Source organism: Sinomonas cellulolyticus (genome assembly GCF_014656475.1).
GTDB classification, from domain to species: Bacteria; Actinomycetota; Actinomycetes; order Actinomycetales; family Micrococcaceae; genus Sinomonas; species Sinomonas cellulolyticus.
The window spans coordinates 86917-113149 of record NZ_BNCM01000012.1 but is presented as its reverse complement, the minus strand read 5'-3'; the positions used below and the strand labels follow the sequence as shown (position 1 = coordinate 113149).

Here is a 26233-nt window from a genome sequence, read left to right as displayed (position 1 = left end):
CCAGCGGCGGCCGCCGGCCCGGTGAAAGAATGGCGGCACGATGACCCCCACCAGTGAGCCCGAAGTCCTCGACACAGCCCCGCGGCGCTACCCGCCCCAGCTCGCGGGGTCGGAGCGCACCCCGGCGCCCCGCACCCTGCTCGATATCCTCACCGCGAGCGCCGAGGCCTTCCCCGAAGCGCCCGCGCTGGACGACGGGGCGCAGGCCCTCTCCTACGCGGAGCTCCTCGACGAGGTCCGCGCCATGGGCCGCAAGCTCCACGCCGCCGGCCTGGGGGCCGGGGACCGCATCGGCATCCGCATCCCGTCGGGGACTGCCGAGCTCTACGTCGCCATCCTCGCGACGATGCTCGTCGGGGCCGCGTACGTCCCTGTCGACGCCGATGACCCCGACGAACGCGCCAAGCTCGTCTTCAGCGAGGCCAGGGTCGCGGGCATCCTGCGCGGGGGCGGGTCGATGGTGGTGGACAGGAAGCGGCCCAAGCCATTCCCGTCGCCCCGACCGCCTGTCCCCGAGGACGACTGCTGGATCATCTTCACCTCGGGCTCCACGGGCACCCCGAAGGGCGTCGCAGTGACGCACCGCTCTGCCGCGGCGTTCGTGGACGCCGAATCGAGGCTGTTCCTCAAGGCCGACCCGATCGGACCCGAGGACCGCGTGCTGGCCGGGCTGTCCGTGGCATTCGACGCATCCTGCGAGGAGATGTGGCTCGCGTGGCGGCACGGCGCCTGCCTCGTCCCGGCGCCCCGCGCCCTCGTCCGCACCGGCATGGACCTCGGGCCATGGCTTGTGCAGCGCGGGATCACGGTCGTCTCGACCGTTCCCACCCTCGCGGCGCTGTGGCCGGCCGAGGCGCTCGAGAACGTGCGTCTGCTCATCTTCGGCGGCGAGGCGTGCCCGCCGGAGGTCGCCGCGCGGCTCGCGGTCGAGGGCCGCGAGGTCTGGAACACGTACGGGCCCACCGAGGCGACCGTCGTCGCCTGCGCCGCGCCCATGGGCGGAGGAGGTCCCGTGCGCATCGGCCTGCCGCTCGACGGCTGGGACCTCGCGATCGTGGACCAGGCCGGGATCCCCGTACCCGTGGGCGCCACCGGAGAGCTCATCATCGGCGGAGTGGGCCTGGCCCGGTACCTCGACCCCGCCAAGGACGCCGAGAAGTACGCCCCCATGCCCACGCTCGGCTGGGAGCGCGCCTACCGCTCCGGCGACCTCGTCACCTACGAGCCCGAGGGGCTCGTCTTCGTGGGCCGCGCCGACGAGCAGGTCAAACTCGGCGGCCGACGCATCGAGCTGGGCGAGGTGGACGCCGCGCTCCAGGCACTCCCGGGCGTCGCCGGCGCGGCGGCGGCCGTGCGCACGACGGCGGCGGGGAACCAGGTCCTCGTCGGGTACCTCGCGCCGGCCGAGGGAACAGTGCCGGACCTCGCCGCCGCCCGGAAGCGGCTCACGCGGGAGCTGCCCGCCGCGCTCGTGCCGGTGCTCGCCGTCGTCGATTCCCTGCCGACCAAGACGAGCGGAAAGGTGGACCGCGGCGCCCTCCCGTGGCCGCTCCCCGGGCAGGACAACGACGAGGGGCCCGACCTCGAACTGCCCGAGGACGCCGCATGGATCGTGGAGCAATGGGGCGCGGTGCTCGGCACGAAGGCCCCAGGACTCGACGCGGACTTCTTCGCCCACGGTGGCGGCTCCCTGGCCGCCGCACAGCTCGTCTCGGCCCTGCGCCGGCGCTACCCCACGGTCACGGTCGCCGACGTGTACGCCCACCCGAGGGTGGGCGCGCTCGTCGAGGCCGTCCTCGCGGCCGCGGGACCGGGCGCAGAGGCCCCGCGCGAGCGCGCGGTGCGCCCGACCTCGCGGCGGACGCAACTGGTCCAGACCCTCATGGGCGTTCCCCTCTTCATCCTCGTGGGCATGCGGTGGCTCACCTATCTCGCCGCGGCGAACAACGTCCTCGCCGCGGCGGCCGGCTTCACGGCCGCTCCCACGCTGTCGTGGTGGTGGGTCGGCGCGTCGTGGCTGGTCTTCGTGAGCCCGTGGGGCCGCATGGCCATCTCCGTGGGTGCGGCCCGGCTGCTGCTGCGCGGCGTCCGCCCCGGCAGGTACCCGCGCTCCGGAAGCGTGCACCTGAGGCTCTGGCTCGCCGAGCAGATCGCGGACCTCGCCCAGGCCGTGAGCCTCGCGAGCGCCCCCTGGGTCCCCTACTACGCCCGGGCGCTCGGCGCGAAGATCGGGCGGGACGCGGTCCTCCACTCGGTTCCGCCCGTGACGGGCATGCTCTCCGTGGGCCCGGGGGGCGCCGTGGAGCCGGAGGTCGACCTGTCCGGCTGGTGGATCGACGGGGACTGGGTGCACATCGGCGGTGTCCACATCGGTGCCGGAGCGGCCATCGGGGCGCGCAGCACCCTCCTGCCGGGGGCCAGAATCGGCGCGGGGGCCGTCGTCGACCCGGGCTCCGCGGTGTCCGGGAAGGTCAAGGCGGGACTGCGCGTGGCCGGCTCTCCCGCGACGCGCGTGGGGAAGGCCAAGCCGGAGTGGCCCGAGCTGCCCGCCGGGGCGCGCCGTTCGCCGCTGCGGGAAGGCGCCTGGATCGCTGCCTTCGCCGCGGGCTCGACGCTCCTGGCTGTCATCCCCTTCGTCTCCGCGGCGGCAGCGGCGCTCGTGCTCGTCGCAGCGGCCCGCGGCCACGGATCCCTGCACGCAGCTCTTGGCCCGGTCCTGGCGCTGACCCCCGCTGCGGCTGCCGTCTGGTTTGTGCTCAACGTCCTGCTCATCGCGGCCGTCACCCGAGTGCTCGGGCTGGGGCTCGCCGAGGGGTACCACCGCATACGGTCCCGAGCCGGCTGGCAGGTGTGGGCCACCGAGCGGGTGCTCGACCTGGCCCGGGACGTACTGTTCCCGATCTACGCGAGCCTCTTCACGCCTGTCTGGCTCCGCATGCTGGGAGCCAAGGTCGGCAAAGACGTCGAGGCCTCGACCGTCCTCCTCCTGCCATCCATGACCACGGTGGCCGACGGCGCGTTCCTTGCCGACGACACCATGGTGGCCAGCTACGAGCTGGGCGGCGGCTGGGTCAGGATCGCCCCCGCCAAGATCGGCAAGCGCGCCTTCCTCGGCAACTCGGGAATGACGGCGGCCGGCCGCTCTGTGCCGAAGTACGGCCTGGTCGCAGTCCTCTCCGCCACCCCCAGGAAGGCCAAGTCCGGCTCTTCCTGGCTCGGCAGCCCGCCGGTCCGGCTGAGGCGCACCGCCGTCGAGGCAGATTTCGAGCGGACGTTCCGGCCGCCGTCGCGCCTCAAGGCCGCGCGGGCGCTGTGGGAGCTGTGCCGGGCGGTACCGGTCGTGCTCACGACGGCGATCGCCGTCGTCGTGCTCGCGGCGCTCGACTGGATCGCCGCGGCCTGGGGCTACCTGGCCGCAGCCCTCCTCGGAGGGGCAGTCATGCTCGCCGCGGGGGCCGTCGCCGCAGCCTCGGCCACGGCCGCGAAGTGGCTCTTCGTGGGCCGGATCAAGGCCGGCGAGCACCCGCTGTGGAGCTCGTTCGTATGGCGCAACGAGGTCCAGGACACGTTCGTGGAGATGGTGGCGGCGCCGTGGTTCGCGCGGGCCGCGGCCGGCACGCCCGCCCTTGTCTGGTGGCTGCGCTCGCTGGGCGCCCGCATCGGCTCGGGCAGCTGGTGCGAGAGCTACTGGCTGCCCGAGGCGGACCTCGTGGCCCTCGGCCCTGGCTCTACCGTGAACCGCGGCTGCGTGGTCCAGACCCACCTGTTCCACGACCGCATCATGTCGATCGACGCCGTCGAGCTCGGCGAGGGTGCCACGCTGGGCCCGCACGGGGTGATCCTGCCGGGAGCGCGCATCGGCGACGGCGCCACCGTGGGGCCGGCATCCCTGGTGATGAGGGGCGAGCACGTGCCTCCGGCCACCTACTGGCGCGGCAATCCGGTGGCACCGTGGAAGGAGCCGGAGGCACCGACCCGTTGAGCCCCGCCAAGCACATCCGTGCCACGAGGACGTCCGGCAACGGCGCACTCCCGGACCCCTACACCCCCGGACACGGCAGCGCCGCCTACCGGGTGCGGCACTACGATCTCGAGCTGGATCTGCGGCTCGCGAGCAACCGCCTCGCCGGGCGCGCACTCCTGCGGGCCACCGCCAGAGAGCGCCTCGAGACGGTGGCGCTGAGCCTCACCGGGCTCCGCGCGCCGAAGGTGTTCATCGACGGTGCGCGCGCGGCCAAGATCAGCCAACGCGGCGATGAGCTGCGCGTCACTCCGGCGGCCCCGATCGCCAAGGGCCGCGACTTCACCGTCGAGGTCCGCTACGAGGGCAACCCCGGCCCCGTGGACGGGAGGTGGGGGGAAGTGGGCTTCGAGGAACTGGCTGACGGCGTGCTCGTGGCCGGGCAGCCGACCGGGGCCCCCACGTGGTTCCCCTGCAACGACCACCCCAGCCAGAAGGCCACGTTCCGCATCTCCGCCACCACCGATGCGGGCTACCGCGTCGTCTCCAATGGGCTGCTCGTGGGCCACCGGCGCAAGGCCAGCCGGGAGACGTGGGTGTACGAGGTCCACGAGCCGATGGCACCCTACCTGGCGACACTGCTGGTAGGACGGTACGAGATGCTCGAGCTCGGGCGGATCCCCCGCCGGTCCTCCCCTGCAGTCGGCGTGTACGCCGCGGTGCCGCGGCAGCTGAAGCAGGAGGCACTCGCAAGGCTGCGTGACCAGCGGGCCATGGTGGAGCTGTTCTCCGACCTGTTCGGCCCCTACCCGTTCCCTGACTACACCGTGGTGGTCACCGAGGATGAGCTCGAGATCCCCCTCGAGGCCCAGGCCCTCTCGATCATGGGCCGCAACCACATCACCAGATCGTGGGAATCGCAGCGGCTCCTCGCCCATGAGCTCGCACACCAGTGGTTCGGCAACGCGGTCACCGCCCGGAGGTGGCAGGACATCTGGCTCCACGAGGGCTTCGCATGCTACGCCGAGTGGCTTTGGAGCGAGCACGCGGGCCACGGCAGCACGCGTTCGCGTGCACGCGCCGCGTGGGACCTCGTGGACTCCCAGAGGAAGGACATCCTCATCGGCGACCCGGGGCCGGACCTCATGTTCGACGACCGCGTCTACAAGCGGGGCGCCCTCGCGCTCCACGCGGTGCGGCGGGCCCTGGGCGACGACCGATTCTTCCGCCTGCTCAAGGCCTTCTCGGAGGAGCACCGGCACGCGAGCGCCAGCACCGCCGACTTCCTCGAGCTCGCCGACCGGGTGGGAGCCGGTGCTCCCTCGTTCAGCGCCGACGGCCTCCTCCGGCCCTGGCTCTACGAGTACCGCCTGCCGCCCCTCCCGGAGTAGCCGCCGCCCCAGCGACCCGGGGGCACCTCCCTGTTCCTCCCTGCCATCTGGGGTCACGCCCGCGCGATCGCAGCCGCAAACCCCGCCGGGAGACCGCATCGACCGGGGTCCAGATCACTGACTCGCGGGTCCCCCACGGTCTCCACCGCCGACGGATCGCCGCGCAGCCCTGTACCGAGCGCCTTGAGCAGCGCCTCCTTCCGCGCCCACAGGGTGGCTGCCTCGGCAGCTGGGTCATCCGCCGCGTACACCCGACGCCGCTCCGCCGCCGAGAAGGCTGCGTCAGGGATGGCATCCCGCAGGTCCGCGATGCGCGCGAGGTCCACCCCGAGACGGGCTCGCCGCCGTATCGGAGCGTCGCCCACGCCGGCGCCCCCCTCGTCGGACGGGAGTTCGGCGGCAAGGAGGACCCATCCACCGGCCCGGGACATGCTCGCGGCGACGGGAAGCGGGAGCGGCCGCTCGCCGTCGTGCGCGGCGCGGATGCCCCGCGCCGTCGCTGTCACGCTGCCTGAAGCGGTGAGCGCGAACCCCGGAACACCGTGCTCCCCCGGACCGCAGTCCGGGCAGGTGTACGTCGGGATGACGAGGCCGGGCGGCACGCCGAGGAGCTCTGCGACGTGCGCGCGCAGGGCAAGGCGCCCGGCGAGGAAACGGTGGCGCGCGAGCGGATCGGCGAACGCAGCGGCGCGCTCGAGCTCACCGGGGGTGGAGACGCCGGCGGGCAGCGCAGACCCGGGATGTCCGAGTGGCACTGCCCGCAGGACCACGGCTGCTCCGTGCGCCGTTGCTAGCGCTGGATGGCGCCGAACCGCTCGGCCGCGAGGGCGACGGCGGCGGCACGCGCTTCCGAAGCCTCGTCGGCAGTGAGGGTGCGGTCGTCGGCGCGGAAGCGGAGCCCGAACGCAAGCGACTTCTTGCCCGGCTCGATGCCCTTGCCCATGTACACGTCGAAGAGGTGCACATCCTCGAGCAGCTCGCCGGCGCCCTCGGTCAGGGCGGCGCGAACGGAGTCCGCCGGGAGGTCCGCGTCGACGATGAGGGCGACGTCCTGGGTCGCGACCGGGTAGGTCGAGATCGGCTTGGCGACCACCACGTCGGCTGCGGCGCCGAAGAGGGCCTCCGCGTCGAGCTCGAACGCCACCGTGCGGGCCGGCATGTCGAGCTGTGCGAGCAGCTTCGGATGCAGTTCGCCCGCGTACCCGACCACCTCGCCGGAGCGCAGCGTGAACTGCGCAGCGCGGCCCGGGTGGAAGGCCTGATGGGATCCCTGGGAGACCACGAGTTCGACGCCGAGCACGTCACCGGCCAGACGGGCGACGTCGATCGCGTCCGCCCAGTCCCAGGACCGCGGGGTCGCGCCGGGAGACTCAGCCGCCTCCTTGCCCGTGAACAACCCCGCGACGTGCAGCGGCTGATCCGGCAGCCCATCGTAGAGGGAGTCGAGCACCTCCTCCGAGGGGCGCACGCCGAGCGGCGGGATCTCCGCGGTGCCGAGCACGCCATCGCCGGGAAGGAACACGAGACCGGCCTCGTACAGTGCGAGGTCGCGGAAGCCGCGGCCGTGGTTGCGCTTGGCCGTGTCGATCAGGCCCGGCAGGAGCGAGGTGCGCAGCCAGCCGCGCTCCTCGCTCAGCGGGTTGGCGAGCTTGACGGCGGGGCGTGGCGCGCCCTGCTCTGCGACGCCGAACGTCTCGTTCTCCGCCTTGGTCGCGAAGGGGTACGCGAGGATCTCGGTCAGCCCGGCGTCCGCGAGCGCCTGGACGAGCCGGCGGCGCTGCTGCTGCGTGCGGGTGAACCCGCGCCCGGGGGGCGCCACCGGGAGCGTCGCCGGGATCTTGTCGTACCCGACCAGACGGGCGATCTCCTCGGACAGGTCCTCCTTGGTCTCGAGGTCGTTGCGCCAGCTCGGCGGCGTGACCACGAAGTCGGCGCCGGCCCGCTCCACGTCCGCGCCGAGGTCGCCCAGCGCGCGCGTGATGAGCTCGTCGCTGAACTCCATGCCGATCCGCTCGGACGCGAACCGGGCGGGGAGGTCGATGCGCACGGGCTCCGGTGCGGTGCCGACGTCGGTGCCCGCCTCGTCGGCAACACCGCCGCCGAGCTCGACGAGGAGGTCGACGACGCGCTGCGCTGCGACCCCGGCGACGTTCCAGTCCACGCCGCGCTCGAACCGCTTGGAGGCCTCGGACGGGAGCTTGTGCCGGCGGCGGGATCGGGCGATGGTCACCGTGTCGAAGTGCGCGGCCTCGACGAGCACGTCCACGGTGGTGTCGGAGCATTCGGTCGAGGCGCCGCCCATGACACCGGCGATGCCGATCGGCCCCGACTCGTCGGTGATGAGGAGGTCTTCCGGATCGAGGTCACGGACCTTGTCGTCGAGGGTCGTGAGCTTCTCCCCCGCACGCGCGCGGCGCACCGTGATGGCCCCGGTGATCCTGTCCAGGTCGTAGCAGTGGGTGGGCTGGCCGAGCTCGAACATGACGTAGTTCGAGATGTCCACAGGCAGCGAGATGGAGCGGACGCCCGCGAGCCGCAGGCGGGAGACCATCCACTGCGGGGTGGGGCGCGTCGGGTCGATGCCGCGCACCGTGCGCGCCACGAACCTGTCGCACCCGGGCGCACCGTAGATGGGCGCGTCGTCGTCGAGCACGACGGCGTGTCCCCCGGTGAGCGTCTCGGGCACCTCCACGAGGGTGGCGGGGTCAGTCGACGGGGTCCCGGTCGCGTGCGAGTACTCGCGGGCGATGCCCCGGATCGAGAAGCAGTAGGACCTGTCGGGCGTCACGTTGATCTCGGCGGCCTCGTCGTTCAGGCCGAGGAGCTCGAGGGCGTCGGTGCCGACCTCGGGGTCCAGACCGATCCGGGAGAGGACCAGGATCCCGTCGTGATCGTCACCGATGCCGAGCTCCCGCACGGAGGCGATCATCCCGGCAGAGACGTGGCCGTAGGTCTTGCGGGCCGCGATGTGGAAGTCGCCGGGCAGGGTGGCGCCCGGAAGGGTCACGACCACCTTGTCGCCAGGCTCGAAGTTGTGCGCCCCGCACACGATGCCCTGGACGCCCGACGGGTCGATACCCTTGCCGGTGAGCGTCTGCTCCTGGCCTTCGGGGACCACGCGGACCTGGCACCAGTTGATGGTCTTGCCGTTGCTCTGCGGCTCCTTGACGGCGCTGAGGACCTGGCCCACCACGATGGGCCCGCTGATGGTGTCGGAGGGCCGGTGGACGGCTTCCTCCTCCAGACCGACCTTCACGAGGTCCGCCATGAGGTCCTCAGCCGTCGCGTCGGCGGGGAGCTGCGTGTACTGGCGCAGCCATGAAAGGGGGATTCGCATGGGGTTAGATCTCCATCCCGAAGTGCTGGCTGAAGCGGACGTCGCCCTCGATCATGTCGTGCATGTCGGCGACCTCATTGCGGAACATGAGCGTGCGCTCGATTCCCATGCCGAAGGCGAAGCCCGAGTACTGCTCCGGGTCGATGCCCGCGGCGCGCAGCACGTTCGGATTGACCATCCCGCAGCCGCCCCACTCGATCCATGCGGGACCGCCCTTCGCGCCCGGGTGCCAGATGTCCAGCTCCGCGCTCGGCTCGGTGAAGGGGAAGTAGTTGGGGCGCAGGCGGATCTGGGCCTCGGCACCGAACATCTGGCGCGCGAAGTGCTCGAGTGTGCCGCGCAGGTCCGCCATGGACAGGCCCTTGTCGATGGCGAGGCCCTCGAACTGGTGGAAGACGGGGGTATGGGTGGCGTCGAGCTCGTCCGTGCGGAAGACCTTGCCGGGGCAGAGGACGTAGATGGGCACCTCGCGCTCGAGCATAGAGCGGACCTGCACGGGGGACGTGTGGGTGCGCAGGAGGAGGTGCGCCTCGGGCGGGTCGACGAAGAACGTGTCCTGCATCTCGCGCGCGGGGTGGTCAGGCTTGAAGTTGAGCGCATCGAAGTTGAACCACTCAGACTCGACCTCGGGGCCCTCCGCGATCTCCCAGCCCATTCCCACGAAGATCTCGCTGACGCGGTCCTGCAGCGTCGACAGCGGGTGCCGGGCCCCCGCACGACGGCGCCGGGGGGCCGCCGTCACGTCGACCGTCTCCTCGACGAGGATCCGGGCGTCGTTCTCAGCCTCGAGGACGGCCTGGCGCTCGGCGATGGCCTTGTTCACCCGGCCGCGGGCCCCGCCCACGATCTTCCCGGCCGCCGCCTTGGACTCCTTGGGCAGCGATCCGATCGCGCGGTTCGCCAGGGCGAGGGGCGACTTCTCGCCCGTGTGCGCGAGGCGGGCTGCCTTGAGGGCGTCAAGGTCCGCCGCGGCGGCGATGGCGGAGAACGCGTCCTCGACTGCTGCGGCGACGGCTGCCTCGTCGAGGGGGTCTGGGACGCTGGGGAGGGTCACGGGAGTGTGGGTCGCTGCTTCGATCTCAGCTGATGGGGGCGTTGTCTCGGGCACCCGTCAAGTCTAGTTCACGGGCTACTATGCCCCTGTGCGTGCTGGCAGCCGGGCACGGGCTGTGCTCAATACGCTGAACCTGTCGACGCTGCTGGGCCTCGGGCTCGCGGTGGCGGCCCGGACGCGCCTGCGCCGCGGACCCGGCGGCCTCTTCGTGGCCGAGGGATACACGCCGCGCCTCCCCGCCGCGGGCGCCTTCACCGTGGGGAACGTCGTCCTGACGAGGGGCTCGGCGGCGCAGCTGCTGGCGCAGCCGGAGCTCCTGGCCCACGAGGCGCGCCATGCGACGCAGTACGCGGCGTGCCTCGGCCTGCCGTTCCTGCCCCTCTATTTCGCCGCCGCACTCGTGTCGCTCGCCTCCCGCGGCGATCCTGCCTCCCTCAACCCCTTCGAGCGCCTTGCGGGGCTCGAGGACGGCGGCTACCGATCCCTCCGGAATCGACAAGGGGAAGGAACAGCGCCATGACCCATCCACACTCCCTCACCGTGACCGGGACGGGATCGGCTGCCATCGTGCCGGACATCGCTGTGCTGCGGACCGGAGCCGAGGTCCGCGCCCCCCGCCTCAGGGACGCGTACGACGGCGCGTCCCGGGCTTCCGAGGCGATGGTCGCCGCTGCGCTGGGCCTCGGCATCGCCCGCTCAGACATCGCCTCCTCCTCGCTCTCCGTCACCCCGGAGATGACGTGGGAGGAGGGGCAGGGCCAGCGCCTCGTGGGATACTCCGCCGGCCGCGGGCTGACCATCACCGCCAGGGACATCTCCCGGACGGGAGAGCTGCTGGATGCGATCGTGGCTGCAGGCGCCGACGCGGTCCGCATCCATGGCCTCTCGCTCGGCGTCTCGGACGCCTCCGCCGCGCGGTCTTCGGCCCAGGAAGCCGCCTTCAGGGATGCGCACGCTGCCGCGCAGCGGCTTGCCGGGCTTGCCGGACGGGCGCTCGGGGCCGTCATGCAGGTCGAAGCCGGCTGGCCTGCACCGGCGCCCGGCACCCCTGTCCCCGTGCACCGAGTGGCCTTTGCCGCTGGGGTGAGCGCTCCCGTCGAAGCGGGCGAGGCCGAGATCACGGCTTCGGTCACGGTGACCTGGGAGCTCGGCGCGGAGGCTTGACACTGATTCGAACATAGATTCGAATAGAGTGCATGCGATGGAACACGCAGACGGTGGCCGAGCCGCTCCCCAAGACCGACAGCGGCCGCCCGGCGCAGCCGCCCCTCCTGTCCCTTGCGGGTGCGCTGCGCACGGTGAGGACGCCGGAGTTCCAGGGAATCACCTTCCACGAGGTCGCCGCGAAATCGGCGCTCAACAAGGTCCCCCCGGCGTCCTCCATGCCGTTCCGCTGGACGGTCAATCCCTACCGGGGCTGCAGCCACGCGTGCGTGTACTGCTTCGCCAGGAACACCCACACCTACCTCGACCTCGACGCCGGCCTCGACTTCGACCGTCAGCTCGTAGTGAAGGTGAACGTCGGCGAGGTGCTGCGCGCAGAGGTCTCGAAGGCCTCCTGGCGCCGCGAGCACGTGGCCCTGGGGACGAACACGGACCCGTACCAGCGCGCGGAGGGCCGCTACGCCCTCATGCCGGACATCATCCGCGCACTGGCCGACTCGGGGACGCCGTTCTCTATCCTCACCAAGGGCACCCTCCTCGCGAGGGACCTGCCTCTGCTCAAGGCTGCCGGCACCCAGGTTCCGATCGGGGCCGGGATCTCGCTCGCGGTCCTCGATCCCGCGCTCCAGGCCACCCTCGAGCCGGGCACGCCCTCCCCGGCAGCGCGCCTCCGCCTCGTCTCGAGGCTCCGGGACGCCGGCCTCCCGTGCGGCGTCATGGCCATGCCGATCCTTCCGTGGCTCACCGACTCGGAAGAGGCCCTCGACGCGCTCATGGCCGAGCTTGCCGCGGCAGGAGCGACGGGGGTGACGGCCGGCGCCCTGCACCTGCGCCCCGGCACCCGTGAATGGTTCATGTCCTGGCTCGCTCACGAGCACCCCCGCCTGGTGGGGCCGTACCAGCGGCTGTACGCGAAGAGTGCCTACGCGCCCAAGGAGTACCGCGCGTGGCTCGGCCGCCGGGTGGCCCGGGCCAAGGCACGCCACGGATTCGGGAGGGGGTTCGAGAGGGACGAGGCGTTCGGGCACCGAGACATGCACGTCCAGACCGCGGGGCCTGACGCTTCCGGGCCAGCCAGCGAGGCGCAGCAGAGCGCCCTGTTCTGACGCCCGCTCATCCGAGGCCGCTGTGCCGGCTCATGTGAGGCCGGTGCGAAGCGTGTTCACCCTATGCAGTGCGTGCGAGGTGCCCGCGCAGCGCGGCAACAATCGGGAAGTCGGCGGGAATCCACGGAAGCCGCTCGACGTCGTCGCCGTCCAGGCTGACCCAGCGGAGCTCGTCGTGGTCCTCGAGCGGGGCAGGCCGCCCGCGCGCCACTTCGGCGAACCACACGCGCATGGCGGCTCGGTCGTTCAGAGCCCATCCTTGGGCAATCGGGCCGCGGACCTCGGCGCCGAGGACCACGCTGACGCCGAGCTCCTCGAGAAGCTCCCGGTGCAGCGCCTGCTCAGCCGATTCGCCAGACTCCACCTTGCCGCCGGGGAACTCCCACATTCCGGCCAGGGACGGCGGCGCCGTCCTCCGGGCCACGAGGAGCCGGGTGGGCCGCTCGAGCGAGTCGACGAGGGCACCGCCCACAACCTGGACCATGGCGTCGCCCATGCCGTCCTGAACCTGCGTCTGCACGCGTCACAGTGTAGGCGTCGGCGGGAGGAATGATCCGCAGGCCCTTAGAGTTGGGCACTGACGAGGGCCACCGCCGTTCCTCCCCGCGACCCCATCCGCCACCATCCGAGGAACCCGTGCCTGCATCCGAGCCAGCCCTTCCCACGCCCGGCGCAGAGGCCTCCCGCCTGCCGGATCTTCCGACCACCAGACCGGGCGTACCCCGGCGGTCGACGCTCCTCGCGCCCAGGCCGCTCTTCTGGGCGATGCTCGCGCTCGGCCTCGGCGGCTTCGCCATCGGCACCGTCGAGTTCGCGACGATGGGCCTCCTGAAGGAGATCGAGCGCGGGCTGTCGATCAGCACGCCTGAAGCGGGCCAGCTCATCTCTGCCTACGCGCTGGGCGTCGTCGTCGGTGCCCCGCTGCTCGCAGCGTTCGGCGCCCGGCTGCCGCGCAAGGCACTCCTGCTCGGGCTCATGGCGTTCTACGCGCTCGCGAACCTGTCCTCCTTCGTCGCGGCCGACTACGGGGCGATGCTCGTCTCCCGGTTCGCCGCAGGGCTGCCCCACGGCGCCTACTTCGGCACGGCGGCCGTCGTCGCCTCCTCACTCGTTGCGCCCACTCGGCGCGGATGGGCGATCGCCACGGTGATGTCCGGACTCACGATCGCCAACGTCCTGGGCGTCCCCGCCGCCACATGGGTGGGCCAGGCCCTCGGCTGGCGGCTCCTGTTCGTGGCGACCGCCGCGATCGCCCTGGCGTGCGTCGGGATGATCGCCCGCTTCGTCCCGTTCGAGCCCCCGCATCCCGAGGCGAGCATCCGGCGCGAGCTCTCGGCCCTCAGGCGCGTGCAGCTCTGGCTCGCCCTCGCGGTGGGCATTGTGGGGTTCGGCGGCTTCTTCGCCACCTACACCTACATCGCCCACACCATGACGGGGGTGGCCGGCCTCCCCGAAGACCTCATGCCCCTCGTGGTGGGGCTCTACGGCCTCGGCATGGTGGCCGGCAACATGGTGGGCGGCCGACTCGCGGACCGTTCGGTCATGGGCACGATCTACCGGGCGCTGGCGGTCGTCGCGCTCGTGATGGTCCTGTACGGGCTCGCGGCGCCTGTCTGGCCGCTGGCCCTGCTCATGGTCTTCGTGGTCGGCGGCTCGGGCTCAGTCCTGATCCCCGCCCTGCAGGCGCGCCTGCTCGACTCCGCCCCCGGCGCCGCCACCCTCGCCACCTCGCTGAGCCACTCGGCGCTCAATGTGGCGAACGCGCTGGGCGCGTTCCTCGGAGGCGCCGTCATCGCAGCGGGATGGGGATTCGTTGCCCCCGCCTACGTCGGCGCGGCGCTCGCCGTGCTCGGCCTCGGGATCGCGCTCGCCAGTGGCGCGCTCGAGAGGCGGCGGCCGCTGGCCTAGCCGGGACCCCTGGGCTCTCGGTCGAGCCCTCCGGAGGCGGTCGCCGGCCTACTGAGGGCCGGGTGCGTCCTGCGCCTCCTCACGGTGGATGTCCGGCTCCAGGTAGATCATGCGGGCGGTGGGGACGGCGGACCGGATGCGCACCTCGGCATCGTCGATGGACTGCGCGATCTGGCTTCCGCTCGCACCGCGGGCCACGCTGATCTTGGCGCCGACGAGCAGTTCCTCGGGACCGAGGTGCATCGTGCGCAGGTGGATCACGCGGGTGCCGTCACTCTCGATGGCCGCCTCGATCTTCGCCACGTCCGCTCTGGTCGCGGACTCACCCAGCAGGAGGGAACTGGTCTCGACTGCGAGGACTGCCGCAATCGCCACGAGCAGCAGGCCGATCATCGCCGTGCCCGCGGCGTCCCAGAGCCCGTTGCCCGTCACGAGGGTGAGCGAGACGCCGAAGAGGGCGAACACGAGGCCGATCAGGGCGCCGAAGTCCTCGAGCAGGATGACGGGCAGCTCTGGCTGCTTGGCATTGCGGATGAACGACACCCACGACTCGTCGCCCCGGTGGTGGTTGGACTCCCTGATGGCCGTCCGGAAGGAGAGGCCCTCGGCGATGACCGCGCCGACGAGAATCGCGAGCGGCACCCACCACCAAGGGCCTTCGATGCCGTGGGGGTCGTGGAACTTCTCCCACGCCTCGAACAGCGCGAAGAGGCCGCCCACCGTGAACAGCACGATCGAGACGATGAACGCATACATGTAGCGTTCACGGCCATAGCCGAACGGGTGCTCGCGGTCCGCGCGCTTCCTGGACCGCTTCCCGCCGACGAGCAGGAGCACCTGGTTGCCCGAGTCGGCGACAGAGTGGATCGCCTCTGCCAGCATCGACGATGAGGCCGTCAGCGCGAACGCGAGGAACTTCATCACCGCGATCGACAGGTTTGCCGACAGTGCCGCGACGACGGCCTTGGTCCCACCGCCAGAAGCCATGCTCTTCCCTCTTCCCCTCATGTCCGGGCCCGCGGGTGCATGCGGAACCGCCGGAACCAACCTACCCGGTCGTGGACCCGGCCCCGCGGCGCTGGCTCCTGGCGCTCGCATACAGGCAGACCGTCGCCGCGGTTCCGACGTTCAGGCTCTCCGCCTGCCCGTAGAGCGGCACGGCGACCGTCTCGTCGGCGAGGGCCTTCTCCTCTTCGCCCAGGCCCTGCGCCTCATTGCCGAACAGCCACGCCGTGGGGTCCTCGAGGCGGCAGGCGACCGAGCCGCCGTCGTGCTCCGCGGAGGACTCCCCCAGCATCCGCCGCGCCGCCGACTCGTCCTGGAGCTCGTCGAGGTCGAGGCGCCCGCCGCCGTCCGCGGCGAGCACCGCAACCCCCGCGCCGCGCAGGTCTGCTGCAAGCTGTGCCGGGTCCGCGCCGAGGACCACGGGCACGTGGAACAGCGAACCTGCCGTGCTGCGGACCGCCTTCGGGTTGTAGATGTCCACGCTGCCCGCCGTGAGGACCACCGCATCCGCACCGGCGGAATCGGCAGCACGGAGGATGGTGCCGGCGTTGCCCGGGTCCTGCACGCGGCACATGACCGCCACGAGCCGAGTGCCTGCGGCGAGGACGGACTCGAGCGGGACGTCGAGCATCGTGCAGACCGCGAGGACTCCCTGGGGGCTGACGGTGTCCGCCATCGCGGCGAGGACCTGGTCGTCGGCGAGCCGGAGACGGCCGGTCTGCTCAGCCAGGGCGGCGATCTCGGGATACCGCCGGAGGCACTCCGGCGAGGCGTAGACCTCGAGGACGACGGCGGAGCTCCCCTCGGCGCGCCGCTCGGCGTCGAGCCGCAGCGCCTCCCGGACCGCTTGGGGACCCTCGGCGAGGAACTGCCGGCGCCGGTTCCTCGCCGAGCGCGCGGCCAGCTTGGCCACGTCGCGGACCCGGTCGGCGCGCGGGTTGGTCATGGTCTCGTTCGAGGTCACGCACCAACTCTAGCCATGAGCCGAGGCCGGAAGACACGACGGCGCCCGTGCAGCGGTGTGCTGCACGGGCGCCGTCGAGAACTGCTGGGGCTACTTCGCGACCGGTGCGTTAACGTCGGCCGGGAGGGCCTTCTTCGCGACCTCGACGAGAGCCGAGAACGCGGCCGCGTCGGAGACGGCCAGCTCTGCGAGCATGCGGCGGTCAACCTCGACCTCGGCGGCCTTCAGGCCCTGGATGAGGCGGTTGTAGGTCAGGCCGTTCGCGCGGGAGGCGGCGTTGATGCGCTGGATCCACAGGCGGCGGAAGTCACCCTTGCGCTTGTGGCGGTCCTGGTAGCTGTACACGAACGAGTGCAGCAGCTGCTCCTTGGCCTTGCGGTACAGGCGCGAGCGCTGACCGCGGTAGCCGGACGCCCGATCGAGGACGGTACGGCGCTTCTTGAGGGCGTTGACTGCCCGCTTCACACGTGCCACGTGCGTACTCCTTCTGAATCTCTCCCAGTCACCCGGGCGCGTTCGCCCGGCCGGGATGGCTAGTGGCCCCTGCGGGGCCGGTGGTGGAAGAAAATCAGATGCCGAGCATCCGCTTGATGACCTTGGCGTTGCCGCCCGTGACGATCTTGTCCGCGGCGAGGCGGCGCGTCAGCGTGGTCGGCTTGTGCTCGAGGTAGTGCCGGCGGTTGGCCTGCTGGCGCTTGAGCTTGCCGGACCCGGTCAGCTTGAAGCGCTTCTTGGCGCCGCTGTGCGTCTTCATCTTCGGCATGGGAACCGATCTCCTTCTGCTTCCCGCGGCACGGTGGCCGCGGATTTCTCTGGCGGCCTGCTCACGCAGGCCGACTGGTTGCTGCCGCCTTCCGGTGCGAGGCCGGCGGCGGTGGACCCGGCGGGCTGCGGCCCCCTCATCGGGGGACGTCGCCCGGGCCAGATCTGGCTAGTTGCCCCGCCGGCCGGACGGCCGGGGTGCCGTGGGCTTCGGGGCGGAGGGCTTCGGTGCACCCGCGGACGGGCGCGGGGCCCCCGGCTTGGGAGCCGCGGGCTTCGGCGTCGCCGACGGCTTCGGCGCGGAGGGGCGGGCAGCCGAGGCGGCTGCTGGTTTGGGAGCAACGGGCCTGGCCGCCGGAGCGGCCGGCGCGGGGGACGGCCTGGGGGCGGCTGCCGGCTTGGAGGCGGCCACCCGCGCTGCGGGCGCGGGCTTCTCAGCCGCCACGGGCTGCTCGGGCTCCGGCTCCTCCTTCTGCGGCTCCTCGGCCTGGGGCTCCTCAGCCTGCGGAGCCTCCGGCTGAAGCTCCTCGGACTGAATCTCCTCCGGCGCAGTCGCCTCCGAGATGTCCGCGGCCTGTTCCGTCTCCGGGCTGGCCTCGTGCTGCGCCTCCTCGCGGGCCTTGGCGGCCTCGAGGAACTCAGCGGGGAGCGCATCGCCCAGCGACTGTGTCAGGGGCGACTGCTCCGCCGTCACCGATGCGGTCTTGGCGGCCTCGGCCTTGGCCTTGTCCGCGGCACGCTGTGCGGCGCGGCGGGCCTCCGCCTTGGCCTCGGCCTTGTTCTTCAGCGGGCCGATGACCATGACCATGTTGCGTCCGTCGATGCGGGGGGTCGACTCGATCGAACCGACCTCCGCCACGTCCTCGGCGAACCGCTGCAGCAGGCGGATGCCCATCTCGGGGCGCTGCTGCTCGCGGCCACGGAACTGGATCATGGCCTTGACCTTGTCACCGGCTCCGAGGAAGCGGAGCGCGTGGCCCTTCTTCGTCTCGTAGTCGTGCTTGTCGATCTTGAGGCGGAAGCGGATTTCCTTGAGAACCGTGTTGGTCTGGTTCTTCCGGGCTTCGCGCGCCTTGACCGCGGCCTCGTACTTGTACTTGCCGAAGTCCATCAGCTTGCATACCGGCGGCTTGGCCTGGGGTGCCACCTCGACGAGGTCGAGGTCTGCCTCCGCAGCCAGTCGAAGCGCATCCTCGATGCGCACGATGCCCACCTGCTCGCCCGCAGGGCCTACGAGGCGAACCTCGGGAACGCGGATTCGCTCATTGATGCGTGGATCGCTAATGTTCAAGCTCCTGTACTTGGTGACGGACGTCCCCGGCAACAAGGAAGGCCCCCGATTGCCGGTGCAATCGGAGGCCTCGGATGGCGCGCATTCCCCGCGGGGTGCGCGTGCTCGGAGCGGCATGCGCCGCACCGGCCAACCTGAGTACCCGGCAGCTTTCCGGCCAGAGGCTCGGACGCCGACAGGTGGGAGAGATCTCCGCTTGCAAACTATCAATCGATTGTACAGGGTGAACGCACGAAACCCACAACAGGCACGGCCGCGAGCTCCGCGGGATGCTGCTGATGGGTCCCGTCTGGCTGATCACACTGGTCACGACATCCAGTCGGTCTGTGCCAAGCTTAGCAGCATGAGCAGCACCAGCCCGAACTCCCCTGCCCCCAGCGACCAGACCCACCGGCACAGCTTCGGTGACGACGGAGGGCACGCCGCCGAAGCCTCTCCCGATGTGAGCGCCGAGGTGCGTGACATCGCCGAGGTCGCCGCCGTCGAGGTCATCACGACCACCGCGGTGCACCTCATGAGCGCGGCGGCAGTCAAGTGCGGGCTCGCAGACGGCCCTGACGCCCAGGATCTCAAGGACCTCGATGAGGCCCGCAAGCTCATCACAGCGCTGGCCGGCCTGGTCACCGCCGCGGCCCCCGAGATCGGCTCCCAGCATGCAGGGCCGTTGCGCGACGGGCTCCGCTCGCTCCAGCTCGCGTTCCGCGAGGCCTCAGCCATCCAGGACGAGCCCGGCAAGGGTCCGGGGGAGAAGTACACCGGACCGGTCAACTAGCGCCGGCTCCGCCGCTCGCCAGCTGGCCCCGCCTTTGACCGGCGCGGAGCCTTCCGCTTGGCGGGGAACACGTCAGCCTCACCCCGTCAGTCCACGCCGTGAGCCGATTCCCGCCACCCCAGTGCGCTGTCAGCCGACAGGTCGCGGTGAGCGCCGCCGTCGTGCGCTCTGAGCGGCGACCCCGGCGGCGGACAGCAGGGCGCCAGCCGCCCCGATGCCCACGAAGCCTGCCCAGGGCCCGATTGCGTCGATCATCGTGCCCGTCAGCGGCGCGCCGAGTGCAGTTCCCGCCGTGAGCGCCGATCCGTACCAGCCCATGGCCTCTCCTCGCCGATCCTCCCGGACGAGCTCCGCCACCTTCTCCGAGGCAGCCGAGAGCGTCGGAGCGCACAGGAGGCCCGGAAGGATGGAGAGCAGGCTCAGGCTGGTTGTGTCGTGGGCGAATCCCATCGGGATGGTCAGCGCGCCCATGCCGCCCAGCAGGACGAGCGGCGAGACGGGCCGGCGCATCGCCCCGTACACGAGGCCGCCGATGAGCGAGGCGAAGCACCAGAAGAAGAACACGACGCCGAGCTGCACGCCCTCGCCGTGCGCCCGCAGCACCGCGACGATCCCCACATCTGTGCCGGAGAGCACCATTCCAGCACCGGCGCCAGCGGCCAGGACCACGATGACCGCCACGGTCACCCACCGGGCCCCGCCCCGCATCCGCCCGAAGAGGCGCCGCAGCCCGGACGCGCCGTCGGCCTGGCCGGCAGCCACCTCCGCCGGAGCCGGCGACTCAGCCGACTCCGGTCCCGACGGGAGGTCCGACCACTCCCCTGCCGGGGCGACGGCGTCTGCGGGCATCGCGCCCGGCTGGCCTGACCGGGTGGGCGGGTTGAACCACATGAGGGCGAGGCCCGCGAGCGCCGCCGAGGCACCGACTGCGGTGATGCCCCACACGGTTGAGAAGGTGACCCCGACGACGGCCGCGATGGCCGGCCCCACCATGAAGGTCACTTCCGTACCGATCGAGTCGAGCGCGAAGGCGGTGCGCCGCTGTGCCGCCGCGGTCATGGCGCCGAGGGACTGGCGGACGACGGAGAAGACGGGGAGGGCGAAGAGTCCGCCCACGAGGGCCGCGACCAGCAGGAGCGGGTAGCTCAAGTGCGGGGCGACGCCCCATACGACCGCCTCAGCGAGGACGGACGGGATGAGGGCGGCCCTCAGTCCGACCGTGTCCACGCGGCGGCCGCGCCACGGAGCCCCGAGGGCGATGCCTATGGTCAGGACGGCGGCGACGGCGCCCGCGGCGGCGTAGCCCAGACCCAGTGTCTGGACGACGTGCAGGGTCAGCAGGACACCGGCGGCGGAGTGCGGGAGCCGTGCCACCATGGCGACAATCAGGAGGCGGCGGATCTCCTTCCGGCGCCACAGCAGCCCGTACTGGGCGAAGTCCATGGGTGGTGGTCCTCTTCACGTGCACCGCCCGGGGTGGCGGGCGGAGGTCAGCTGGCGGCGGGACGGACCTTGAGCTCGATCGAGTCCACGGCCTCCGCGAACCGTGCGCTGCCGGCGAGCCTGCCGTTCAGCTCTGACACGGTCTCACGCACCGCCTCGGGAGGCAACCCGGGCGCGAGCGCGAGGGTGAGGCGCAGCTCCGGGCCGTGGCCGCCGCCCCCCACGACCCGTCCGGATGCGTCGCGGGAGGCGACGCCGGTGCCCGGGGAGATCTCGATCCCGCGCACGTGCGGAAGGCCCGCGGCGGCTGCCTCCACGTCGGCCACGAGCGATGCGTCGGTGTAGGACGGCGTCCACTCGCGCTGCTGGGCGAGCGCCCACACGGCGGGACGCCGGAGCACGAAGGTCAGCTCGGCGCCGGGGTCGAGGACGAGGAGCTCGGCACCCTCGGCGACGGCAGAGAGCGCCGCGCGGGGCGCGAACACCGCGACGGGCCGGGCCTCTCGGTGCCAGGCCTCGAGCCGCGCAACGGAGGTGAAGACAGGGAGGGCCTTGCGCCCGTCCGGGGCGGCGATGGTCACGAGGGCCATGTCCGCCTCCTTGTCCTCGGCGAACCCGTGCTCGCCCAAGCCGCCCTCGGCGAGGCTCGCCACGACCGCGACGAACACCCGCGCTGTGGCGAGGGCACGGTGCACGCCGGCCTCGTCCCCTCTCCCCTCCAGGAGTGCGGCGAGGGCCTCGGCCACCCCGGGGTCCGAGGCGCCGTCGTCCGCGTCGAACCGGTGGAGGGGGTTCCCCTCGCCGCTAAGGTCGCGGCCGGCCCATTCGCGCCCCGCCGAGTCGGCCGGGCCGCCGGCACGCTTCAGCGCTGCGGCAATGTGCCCGGGAAGGTGGCGCTGACCTGCGTGGGGCTCACCTTCCGCGCCGTGACCGTGCCCAGCTGCGGCCGACCCGTGGTGACCGTGAGCCACTCAGCGCCGTCCAGCAATGTCGAGCGCCTCCGGAAGCGTGAACTTGCCGGAGTAGAGCGCCTTGCCCACGATCGCACCTTCGACGCCGAGCGGCACGAGCGCGCGGAGGGCACGGAGGTCGTCGAGGCTCGAGATGCCTCCGGACGCGACGACGGGCCGGTCCGTCCGCTGGCACATCTGGGTGAGGAGCTCGACGTTCGGTCCGCGCAGCGTGCCGTCCTTCGTCACGTCCGTCACGACGTAGCGGGCGCATCCCGCGTCTTCCAGCCGGGCCAGGACCTCCCAGAGGTCGCCGCCCTCCTTGGTCCAGCCGCGCCCGGCAAGAGTGGTGCCGCGGACGTCCAGGCCGACGGCGATCCGGTCACCGTGGCGGGCGATCGCCCGGGCGGTCCATTCCGGGTCCTCGATGGCCGCGGTGCCGAGGTTCACGCGCGCGACGCCGAGGTCGAGGGCTGCTTCGAGGGAGGCATCGTCCCGCAGGCCGCCGGAGAGCTCGACCTTGAGGGCAAGGCTCTTGACGACCTCGGCGATGAGGGCCCGGTTGTCGCCCCGGCCGAAGGCGGCGTCGAGGTCCACGAGGTGGACCCATTCGGCCCCGGCGTCCTGCCACGCATGCGCGGCGTCGAGCGGCGAGCCATAGCCGGTCTCGCTCCCGGCCTCGCCTTGGACGAGTCGTACCGCCTGGCCGTCCACGATGTCGACGGCGGGCAGCAGTTCGAGGATCGGCTCCTCTTGGGTCACGGTCTCTCCCTCGGTTTGGCGCGTGAGGCTGTCCCACGCGTTCGGGTGCGGTGCGGCGGCGGCTCAGCTCGCCGGGAGCGTCAGCAGGTAGGCCGCCACGAGGGCGGCGGCGGCGAGCGCCCCGAACGAGACCCACGTCCAGTTGGGCAGTCCCTGGCTCCGGAAGGACAGGGCGCCTCCGACCAGGAGTCCGGCGAGGCCGAACAGCAGGACCGACCACATGCGTCAGGAGTCCTCGGCGGCGGTCTCGCGCCCCGGCTTCCGCAGCGACTCCACCCAGTTGCGCAGGAGCCGGGCCCCCGCGTCGCCGGACTTCTCCGGGTGGAACTGGGTCGCGCACAGGGGCCCGTTCTCGACGGCGGCGACGAATGGCGCGCCGTGCTCGCTCCATGTCACGAGCGGGGGCTCCATGCGCGGCTGCGCCACCTCGAAATTCCACGACTGCACCCCGTAGGAGTGCACGAAGTAGAACCGCTCGTCCTCGATCCCGGCGAACAGTTTGGACCCCTCGGGAACGGAAACCGTGTTCCAGCCCATGTGCGGAACGACCTTGGCCGGCAGCAGCTCGACCGTGCCGGGCCACTCTCCAAGGCCCTCGGCCTCGACTCCGTGCTCGATGCCCTTCTCGAACATGACCTGCAGCCCGACGCAGATGGCCAGCACGGGGCGCCCGCCGGCCACCCTGCGTCCGATGATCCTCAGCGCGTCGACGGCCCTGAGTTCGTCCATGACGGTCGCGAAGGCGCCCACTCCAGGGACGACGAGGCCGTCCGCGTGGAGTGCGTCCTCGGCCTTGGCGCTGAGCGTGACGGCGGCACCGGCCCGCTCGAGCGCGCGCACCGCGGAGCGGACGTTGCCGGAGCCGTAGTCGAGTACGACGACGGTTGGGCGCCCCTGCGGGTCGGCCTCCTTCTCGCCGGTGTGGCGGGGATCGACGTGCCGCGGGTCTACGACCACTGCCCCCTCGGTGCCTTCGGGAGCCTCGGGGAGCGCGTCGGGGGCGGCCGTCACAGCGCGCCCTTCGTGGACGGGATCGCCGAGCCGATCCGCGGGTCCGGCTCGACCGCGGCGCGCAGGGCGCGCGCGAACGCCTTGAACTGTGCCTCCACGATGTGGTGCGGGTCGCGGCCGGCGAGCACCGTCATGTGCAGGCAGATCCCGGCGTGGAGGGTGATCGCCTCGAAGACGTGGCGCGTGAGGGACCCTGTGAAGTGGCCGCCGATGAGGTGGTACTCCTGCCCTGCCGGCTCTCCGGAGTGCACGAGGTAGGGGCGGCCCGAGACATCCACGACGGCGTGCGCGAGCGCCTCGTCCAGCGGAACCGAGGCCTCGCCGAACCGCCGGATGCCGGCCTTGGTGCCGAGAGCCTGCTTCAGGACCTCGCCGAACGTGATGGCGATGTCCTCGACGGTGTGGTGGACGTCGATGTGCGTGTCCCCTGTCGCCTTGACCGTGAGGTCGATGAGCGAGTGCTTGGAGAGCGCCGTGAGCATGTGGTCATAGAACGGGACGCTGCTGGAGATGTCCGAACGGCCTGTGCCGTCGAGGTTGATCTCGACGAGCACGGAGGACTCGCTCGTCGTGCGCTCCATCCGCGCAGTCCGCTCGGTCACGGGCGCGGTCTGCAGCTCGGTGCTCATGGCTGGATATCCTTCGATCAGGAGTCGGCAAGTGGGTGCATACCCATTCTAGGCAACCGGCAGGCGTCCTTCTGCGGCGAGCAGCTCCTCGAGGCGCGTGAGGAACGCCGTGGTCTCGTATGCCGTCCCCGCGGTGACCCGGAGGCTTCCGGGGATTCCCACATCCCGGACGATCACTCCGGCGTCCAGCAGGCCCTTCCAGATCCGCTGCGGATCCTCGAGACCGGAGAAGAACACGAAGTTGGAATCCGACGAGGCGGGCTCGAGTCCCATGCGCTCTAGTTCCTTGACGATGCGGTCGCGCTGGTGTTTGATCTCCTCGACCTCCGCCATGAGGGACTCACGATGCCGCAGGGCCGCGAGGGCCGTCGCCTGGGTGATGGCTGAGAGGTGATACGGAAGGCGGACCAGACGGAGGGCATCCACGACCTCCGGTGCCGCCGCAAGGTAGCCGAGACGGGCTCCGGCGAGGGCGAAGGCCTTGCTCATGGTCCTGGTGACGACGAGGCGCGTGCGGCCCGGCAGGAGCGCGAGCGCGCTCTCCGTGTCCGCGTGGGCGAATTCGGCATAGGCCTCGTCCACGATCACGACGGCCTGGCTCGCCTCGCCGGCCTCATACACGGCCTCCACCACGTCGAGCCCCAGAGCTGTGCCGGTCGGGTTGTTCGGGGAGCAGAGGAAGACGACGTTCGGCGCCAGGTCCCGCACCTGGCGGGCGGCGGAGCCCGCCGTCAGCTCGAAGTCGTCGGCGCGGACGCCCTTGAGGTAGGCGGTCCCCGTGCCTGCGGCGAGCAGCGGGTACATCGAGTACGTGGGCGGGAAGCCGAGCGCCGACCTCCCCGGGCCGCCGAACGCTTGGAGGATCTGCTGGAGCACCTCATTCGATCCGTTGGCTGCCCACAGCTGCTCGGGGACGAGCCCGTGGCCGAGGTACTCCGCGAGCGCGGTGCGCAGCTGGGTGAACTCCCGGTCCGGATACCGGTTCAGCCCCGACGCCACTGAGCGCACGGCATCGACGATGGCCTCTTGGACCTCCTCCGGGACCCCATGCGTGTTCTCATTCACGTTGAGCTGAATGGGGACGTCGAGCTGCGGGGCTCCGTAGGGATGCTGGCCGCGCAGATCGTCGCGGAGCGGGAGCCGGTTGAGTCGGGCAAGCTGGTCATCCACCCGTCCAGCCTACGTCCAGCGGCAGCAGCGGCCCGCATCGGGCCTGTCCCTGCGTCCTTCGTGACAGTTCCTCCGCGAGATGCTCGGCATGCGTCCCGGCCCCGAGGGCTGGTTCACAGCCGTTGGTTGCGAGCAGCGTCTCAGCTCGCCGTCGGCACGAAGATCTGGTCGCCCGGGAGCACCCGCGATCCCGTCAGGTCGTTCAGCTCGCGGATCTGGCTGATCGTCACCCGGGGGTCCTGGTCAGGCACCCGCTCCTGGGCGATGGTCCACAGTGACTCGCCCGGCTGGACGGTGACCGCCACCGCGCCTCCCGGCCCTTCAAGGTGCTCTGCCGAGGCATGAGCCGGCGCCATGAGAGCGGCCCAGGCCACGAGCAGTGCAAGCGCGGCGAGGAACGCAGGAATCACGATGAGGACCACGCGGCCGCGGCGGGTGAGCCGCAGCGGCGGCGCCTTGCGGCTCGATGCGGCCGTGGCAGCATCAGAACGGTGCGGAGCGGGATGCCGGCGCGAGTGCTGGCCGACGACGCTTGCCTGTGCCATGGTGTGCCTTCCCCTGCCCTGCCGCTCCCCCGGCCTTCCCAGCGCTTCGAACGAGGTACGAACCGCCAGCCCCGCGTCGGGCAGAATTTCGAACGGATCTTCGAATTGATGTGATCTTTCTTAGCACCTGTTCGCGAAGCTTGTCCAGACTCGCTCGAACAGATGTTTGAAAGCGTGTGCGAAGTCGCTTACCGTGGGAGCAATATCTCCTCGCAACCGCCATGCCAACGCCATGACCACACGGTGAGCAGGGGGTCTGACATTTTTCGCGGCAGGACGAAGGGGCGGGCGCAATGGCACCAAGGACCAAGGCGGCGAAAGGGCTCACCGCTCGCCAGAAGAGGATCCTCGAGACGATCCAGCGCTCGGTCCGGGTGAAGGGCTACCCGCCGTCGATGCGCGAGATCGGAGACACGGTCGGCCTCGCGAGCCTCTCGAGCGTGACCCATCAGCTGAGCCAGCTCGAGAAGCTCGGCTACCTGCGGCGCGACCCCAAGCGCCCCCGCGCCATGGAGGTGCTCATGCCCCTCACGCTCGACGAGGGCGAGCTCAGCATCAGCGCCGACGGCGCAGCTGCCATGCTCGGAGCGGGGGGAGCCACCCTCGAGAGCATGGCAAGCGCCGCGGACACTGCCATGGTCCCGCTTGTCGGACGCATCGCTGCGGGTGGCCCCATCCTGGCGGAGCAGTCCGTGGAGGACGTGATGCCCCTGCCCCGCCAGCTCGTGGGCTACGGCGAGCTGTTCATGCTCAAGGTCCGGGGCGACTCCATGATCGACGCCGCGATCTGCGATGGCGACTGGGTCGTGGTCCGGAGGCAGAACAGCGCGGAGAACGGGGACATCGTCGCCGCGCTGCTCGAGGACGAGGCCACCGTCAAGACCTTCCGGCAGCGGGACGGCCACACGTGGCTCCTTCCGCAGAACACCCGGTACGAGCCCATCCTCGGCGACGAGGCAACCGTCATGGGCAAGGTGGTCTCGGTACTGCGCTCCGTCTGATCCGCCG

General features: G+C 71.5%; 25 protein-coding genes. 8 read left to right on the top strand and 17 right to left on the bottom strand.

Annotated features, from left to right (window positions below):
- Positions 1 to 40 precede the first annotated feature (40 nt).
- Positions 41 to 3982 carry a Pls/PosA family non-ribosomal peptide synthetase gene (locus IE231_RS14510; RefSeq protein ID WP_189694687.1) on the top strand — a complete coding sequence of 1314 codons (3942 nt, stop codon included), beginning with the start codon at positions 41 to 43 and terminating at the stop codon, positions 3980 to 3982.
- Positions 3952 to 5352, top strand: coding sequence for a M1 family metallopeptidase (locus tag IE231_RS14505; RefSeq protein ID WP_306341573.1), 1401 nt, complete (start codon positions 3952 to 3954; stop codon positions 5350 to 5352). Before IE231_RS14510 ends, IE231_RS14505 begins: the two co-directional genes overlap by 31 nt.
- Before the next feature lie 53 nt (positions 5353 to 5405).
- Here IE231_RS14505 and IE231_RS14500 read toward each other — a convergent pair whose 3' ends face one another.
- From IE231_RS14500 to pheS, 3 genes are read right to left on the bottom strand one after another with little or no spacing between them, the layout of a single operon-like run.
- Positions 5406 to 6122, bottom strand: coding sequence for a 4'-phosphopantetheinyl transferase family protein (locus tag IE231_RS14500; protein ID WP_189694686.1), 717 nt, complete (start codon positions 6120 to 6122; stop codon positions 5406 to 5408).
- Between the two features lie 20 nt (positions 6123 to 6142).
- Positions 6143 to 8689, bottom strand: a complete 2547-nt coding sequence (gene pheT, locus IE231_RS14495; RefSeq protein ID WP_189694685.1) for a phenylalanine--tRNA ligase subunit beta — start codon at positions 8687 to 8689, stop codon at positions 6143 to 6145.
- Positions 8690 to 8693: 4 nt separating this feature from the next.
- On the bottom strand, positions 8694 to 9767 hold the full coding sequence (pheS, locus tag IE231_RS14490; RefSeq protein ID WP_374189463.1) for a phenylalanine--tRNA ligase subunit alpha: 1074 nt from the start codon (positions 9765 to 9767) through the stop codon (positions 8694 to 8696).
- A gap of 64 nt (positions 9768 to 9831) precedes the next feature.
- Between pheS and IE231_RS14485 the strand changes: the two genes are divergently transcribed.
- From IE231_RS14485 to IE231_RS14475, 3 genes are read left to right on the top strand one after another with little or no spacing between them, the layout of a single operon-like run.
- On the top strand, positions 9832 to 10263 hold the full coding sequence (locus tag IE231_RS14485; protein WP_189694684.1) for a hypothetical protein: 432 nt from the start codon (positions 9832 to 9834) through the stop codon (positions 10261 to 10263).
- Complete coding sequence (locus IE231_RS14480) at positions 10260 to 10907, top strand: SIMPL domain-containing protein (RefSeq protein WP_189694683.1); 648 nt, start codon at positions 10260 to 10262, stop codon at positions 10905 to 10907. Before IE231_RS14485 ends, IE231_RS14480 begins: the two co-directional genes overlap by 4 nt.
- Before the next feature lie 32 nt (positions 10908 to 10939).
- Entirely contained in the window at positions 10940 to 12013 is a 1074-nt protein-coding gene (locus tag IE231_RS14475) for an Rv2578c family radical SAM protein (RefSeq protein WP_189694682.1), read from the top strand.
- A 61-nt stretch (positions 12014 to 12074) separates the two neighbouring features.
- On the opposite strand, the gene IE231_RS14470 is transcribed toward IE231_RS14475, so the two are convergent.
- A complete protein-coding gene (locus IE231_RS14470) occupies positions 12075 to 12509 on the bottom strand; it encodes a (deoxy)nucleoside triphosphate pyrophosphohydrolase (protein WP_189694719.1) in 435 nt (144 codons plus the stop codon).
- Positions 12510 to 12778: 269 nt separating this feature from the next.
- Here IE231_RS14470 and IE231_RS14465 point away from each other — a divergent pair, with 269 nt between their 5' ends.
- Positions 12779 to 13921, top strand: a complete 1143-nt coding sequence (locus tag IE231_RS14465) for an MFS transporter (protein ID WP_189694718.1) — start codon at positions 12779 to 12781, stop codon at positions 13919 to 13921.
- 48 nt (positions 13922 to 13969) lie between these two features.
- Here the strand turns inward: IE231_RS14465 and IE231_RS14460 are convergent, their stop codons facing one another.
- The 5 genes from IE231_RS14460 to infC form a co-directional block, all read right to left on the bottom strand.
- Entirely contained in the window at positions 13970 to 14908 is a 939-nt protein-coding gene (locus IE231_RS14460) for a cation diffusion facilitator family transporter (RefSeq protein ID WP_189694681.1), read from the bottom strand.
- A gap of 61 nt (positions 14909 to 14969) precedes the next feature.
- A complete protein-coding gene (locus IE231_RS14455) occupies positions 14970 to 15872 on the bottom strand; it encodes a TrmH family RNA methyltransferase (RefSeq protein WP_189694717.1) in 903 nt (300 codons plus the stop codon).
- A gap of 108 nt (positions 15873 to 15980) precedes the next feature.
- Positions 15981 to 16364: a 50S ribosomal protein L20 gene (rplT, locus tag IE231_RS14450; RefSeq protein ID WP_189694680.1), complete on the bottom strand. Its 384-nt coding sequence runs from the start codon at positions 16362 to 16364 to the stop codon at positions 15981 to 15983.
- Positions 16365 to 16458: 94 nt separating this feature from the next.
- On the bottom strand, positions 16459 to 16653 hold the full coding sequence (gene rpmI / locus IE231_RS14445) for a 50S ribosomal protein L35 (protein WP_189694679.1): 195 nt from the start codon (positions 16651 to 16653) through the stop codon (positions 16459 to 16461).
- A 168-nt stretch (positions 16654 to 16821) separates the two neighbouring features.
- Complete coding sequence (gene infC, locus IE231_RS14440; protein ID WP_229867047.1) at positions 16822 to 17943, bottom strand: translation initiation factor IF-3; 1122 nt, start codon at positions 17941 to 17943, stop codon at positions 16822 to 16824.
- A 343-nt stretch (positions 17944 to 18286) separates the two neighbouring features.
- Here infC and IE231_RS14435 point away from each other — a divergent pair, with 343 nt between their 5' ends.
- Positions 18287 to 18715 carry a DUF1844 domain-containing protein gene (locus IE231_RS14435; RefSeq protein WP_189694677.1) on the top strand — a complete coding sequence of 143 codons (429 nt, stop codon included), beginning with the start codon at positions 18287 to 18289 and terminating at the stop codon, positions 18713 to 18715.
- Positions 18716 to 18844: 129 nt separating this feature from the next.
- On the opposite strand, the gene IE231_RS14430 is transcribed toward IE231_RS14435, so the two are convergent.
- From IE231_RS14430 to IE231_RS14395, 8 genes are all read right to left on the bottom strand, one after another.
- Positions 18845 to 20158 (bottom strand): MFS transporter, encoded by a 1314-nt coding sequence (locus tag IE231_RS14430; RefSeq protein ID WP_189694676.1) that lies wholly within the window; start codon positions 20156 to 20158, stop codon positions 18845 to 18847.
- A gap of 47 nt (positions 20159 to 20205) precedes the next feature.
- Entirely contained in the window at positions 20206 to 21129 is a 924-nt protein-coding gene (locus tag IE231_RS14425) for an SseB family protein (protein ID WP_189694675.1), read from the bottom strand.
- The gene (gene priA, locus IE231_RS14420; protein ID WP_189694674.1) at positions 21130 to 21870 is read right to left on the bottom strand and encodes a bifunctional 1-(5-phosphoribosyl)-5-((5-phosphoribosylamino)methylideneamino)imidazole-4-carboxamide isomerase/phosphoribosylanthranilate isomerase PriA; all 741 of its coding nucleotides are present in this window, start codon (positions 21868 to 21870) and stop codon (positions 21130 to 21132) included. It lies immediately after the preceding gene.
- 63 nt (positions 21871 to 21933) lie between these two features.
- Positions 21934 to 22092, bottom strand: a complete 159-nt coding sequence (locus IE231_RS14415; RefSeq protein WP_189694673.1) for a CG2302 family histidine operon protein — start codon at positions 22090 to 22092, stop codon at positions 21934 to 21936.
- Between the two features lie 3 nt (positions 22093 to 22095).
- Positions 22096 to 22827 carry an imidazole glycerol phosphate synthase subunit HisH gene (gene hisH / locus IE231_RS14410; protein ID WP_189694716.1) on the bottom strand — a complete coding sequence of 244 codons (732 nt, stop codon included), beginning with the start codon at positions 22825 to 22827 and terminating at the stop codon, positions 22096 to 22098.
- A 50-nt stretch (positions 22828 to 22877) separates the two neighbouring features.
- The gene (gene hisB / locus IE231_RS14405) at positions 22878 to 23510 is read right to left on the bottom strand and encodes an imidazoleglycerol-phosphate dehydratase HisB (protein ID WP_189694672.1); all 633 of its coding nucleotides are present in this window, start codon (positions 23508 to 23510) and stop codon (positions 22878 to 22880) included.
- A 48-nt stretch (positions 23511 to 23558) separates the two neighbouring features.
- Complete coding sequence (locus tag IE231_RS14400; protein WP_189694671.1) at positions 23559 to 24680, bottom strand: histidinol-phosphate transaminase; 1122 nt, start codon at positions 24678 to 24680, stop codon at positions 23559 to 23561.
- Positions 24681 to 24820: 140 nt separating this feature from the next.
- A complete protein-coding gene (locus IE231_RS14395) occupies positions 24821 to 25225 on the bottom strand; it encodes a LysM peptidoglycan-binding domain-containing protein (RefSeq protein WP_189694670.1) in 405 nt (134 codons plus the stop codon).
- 293 nt (positions 25226 to 25518) lie between these two features.
- On the opposite strand from IE231_RS14395, the gene lexA reads away from it, so the two are divergent.
- Positions 25519 to 26226 carry a transcriptional repressor LexA gene (gene lexA, locus IE231_RS14390; protein WP_189694669.1) on the top strand — a complete coding sequence of 236 codons (708 nt, stop codon included), beginning with the start codon at positions 25519 to 25521 and terminating at the stop codon, positions 26224 to 26226.
- The last annotated feature ends 7 nt before the right edge of the window (positions 26227 to 26233 follow it).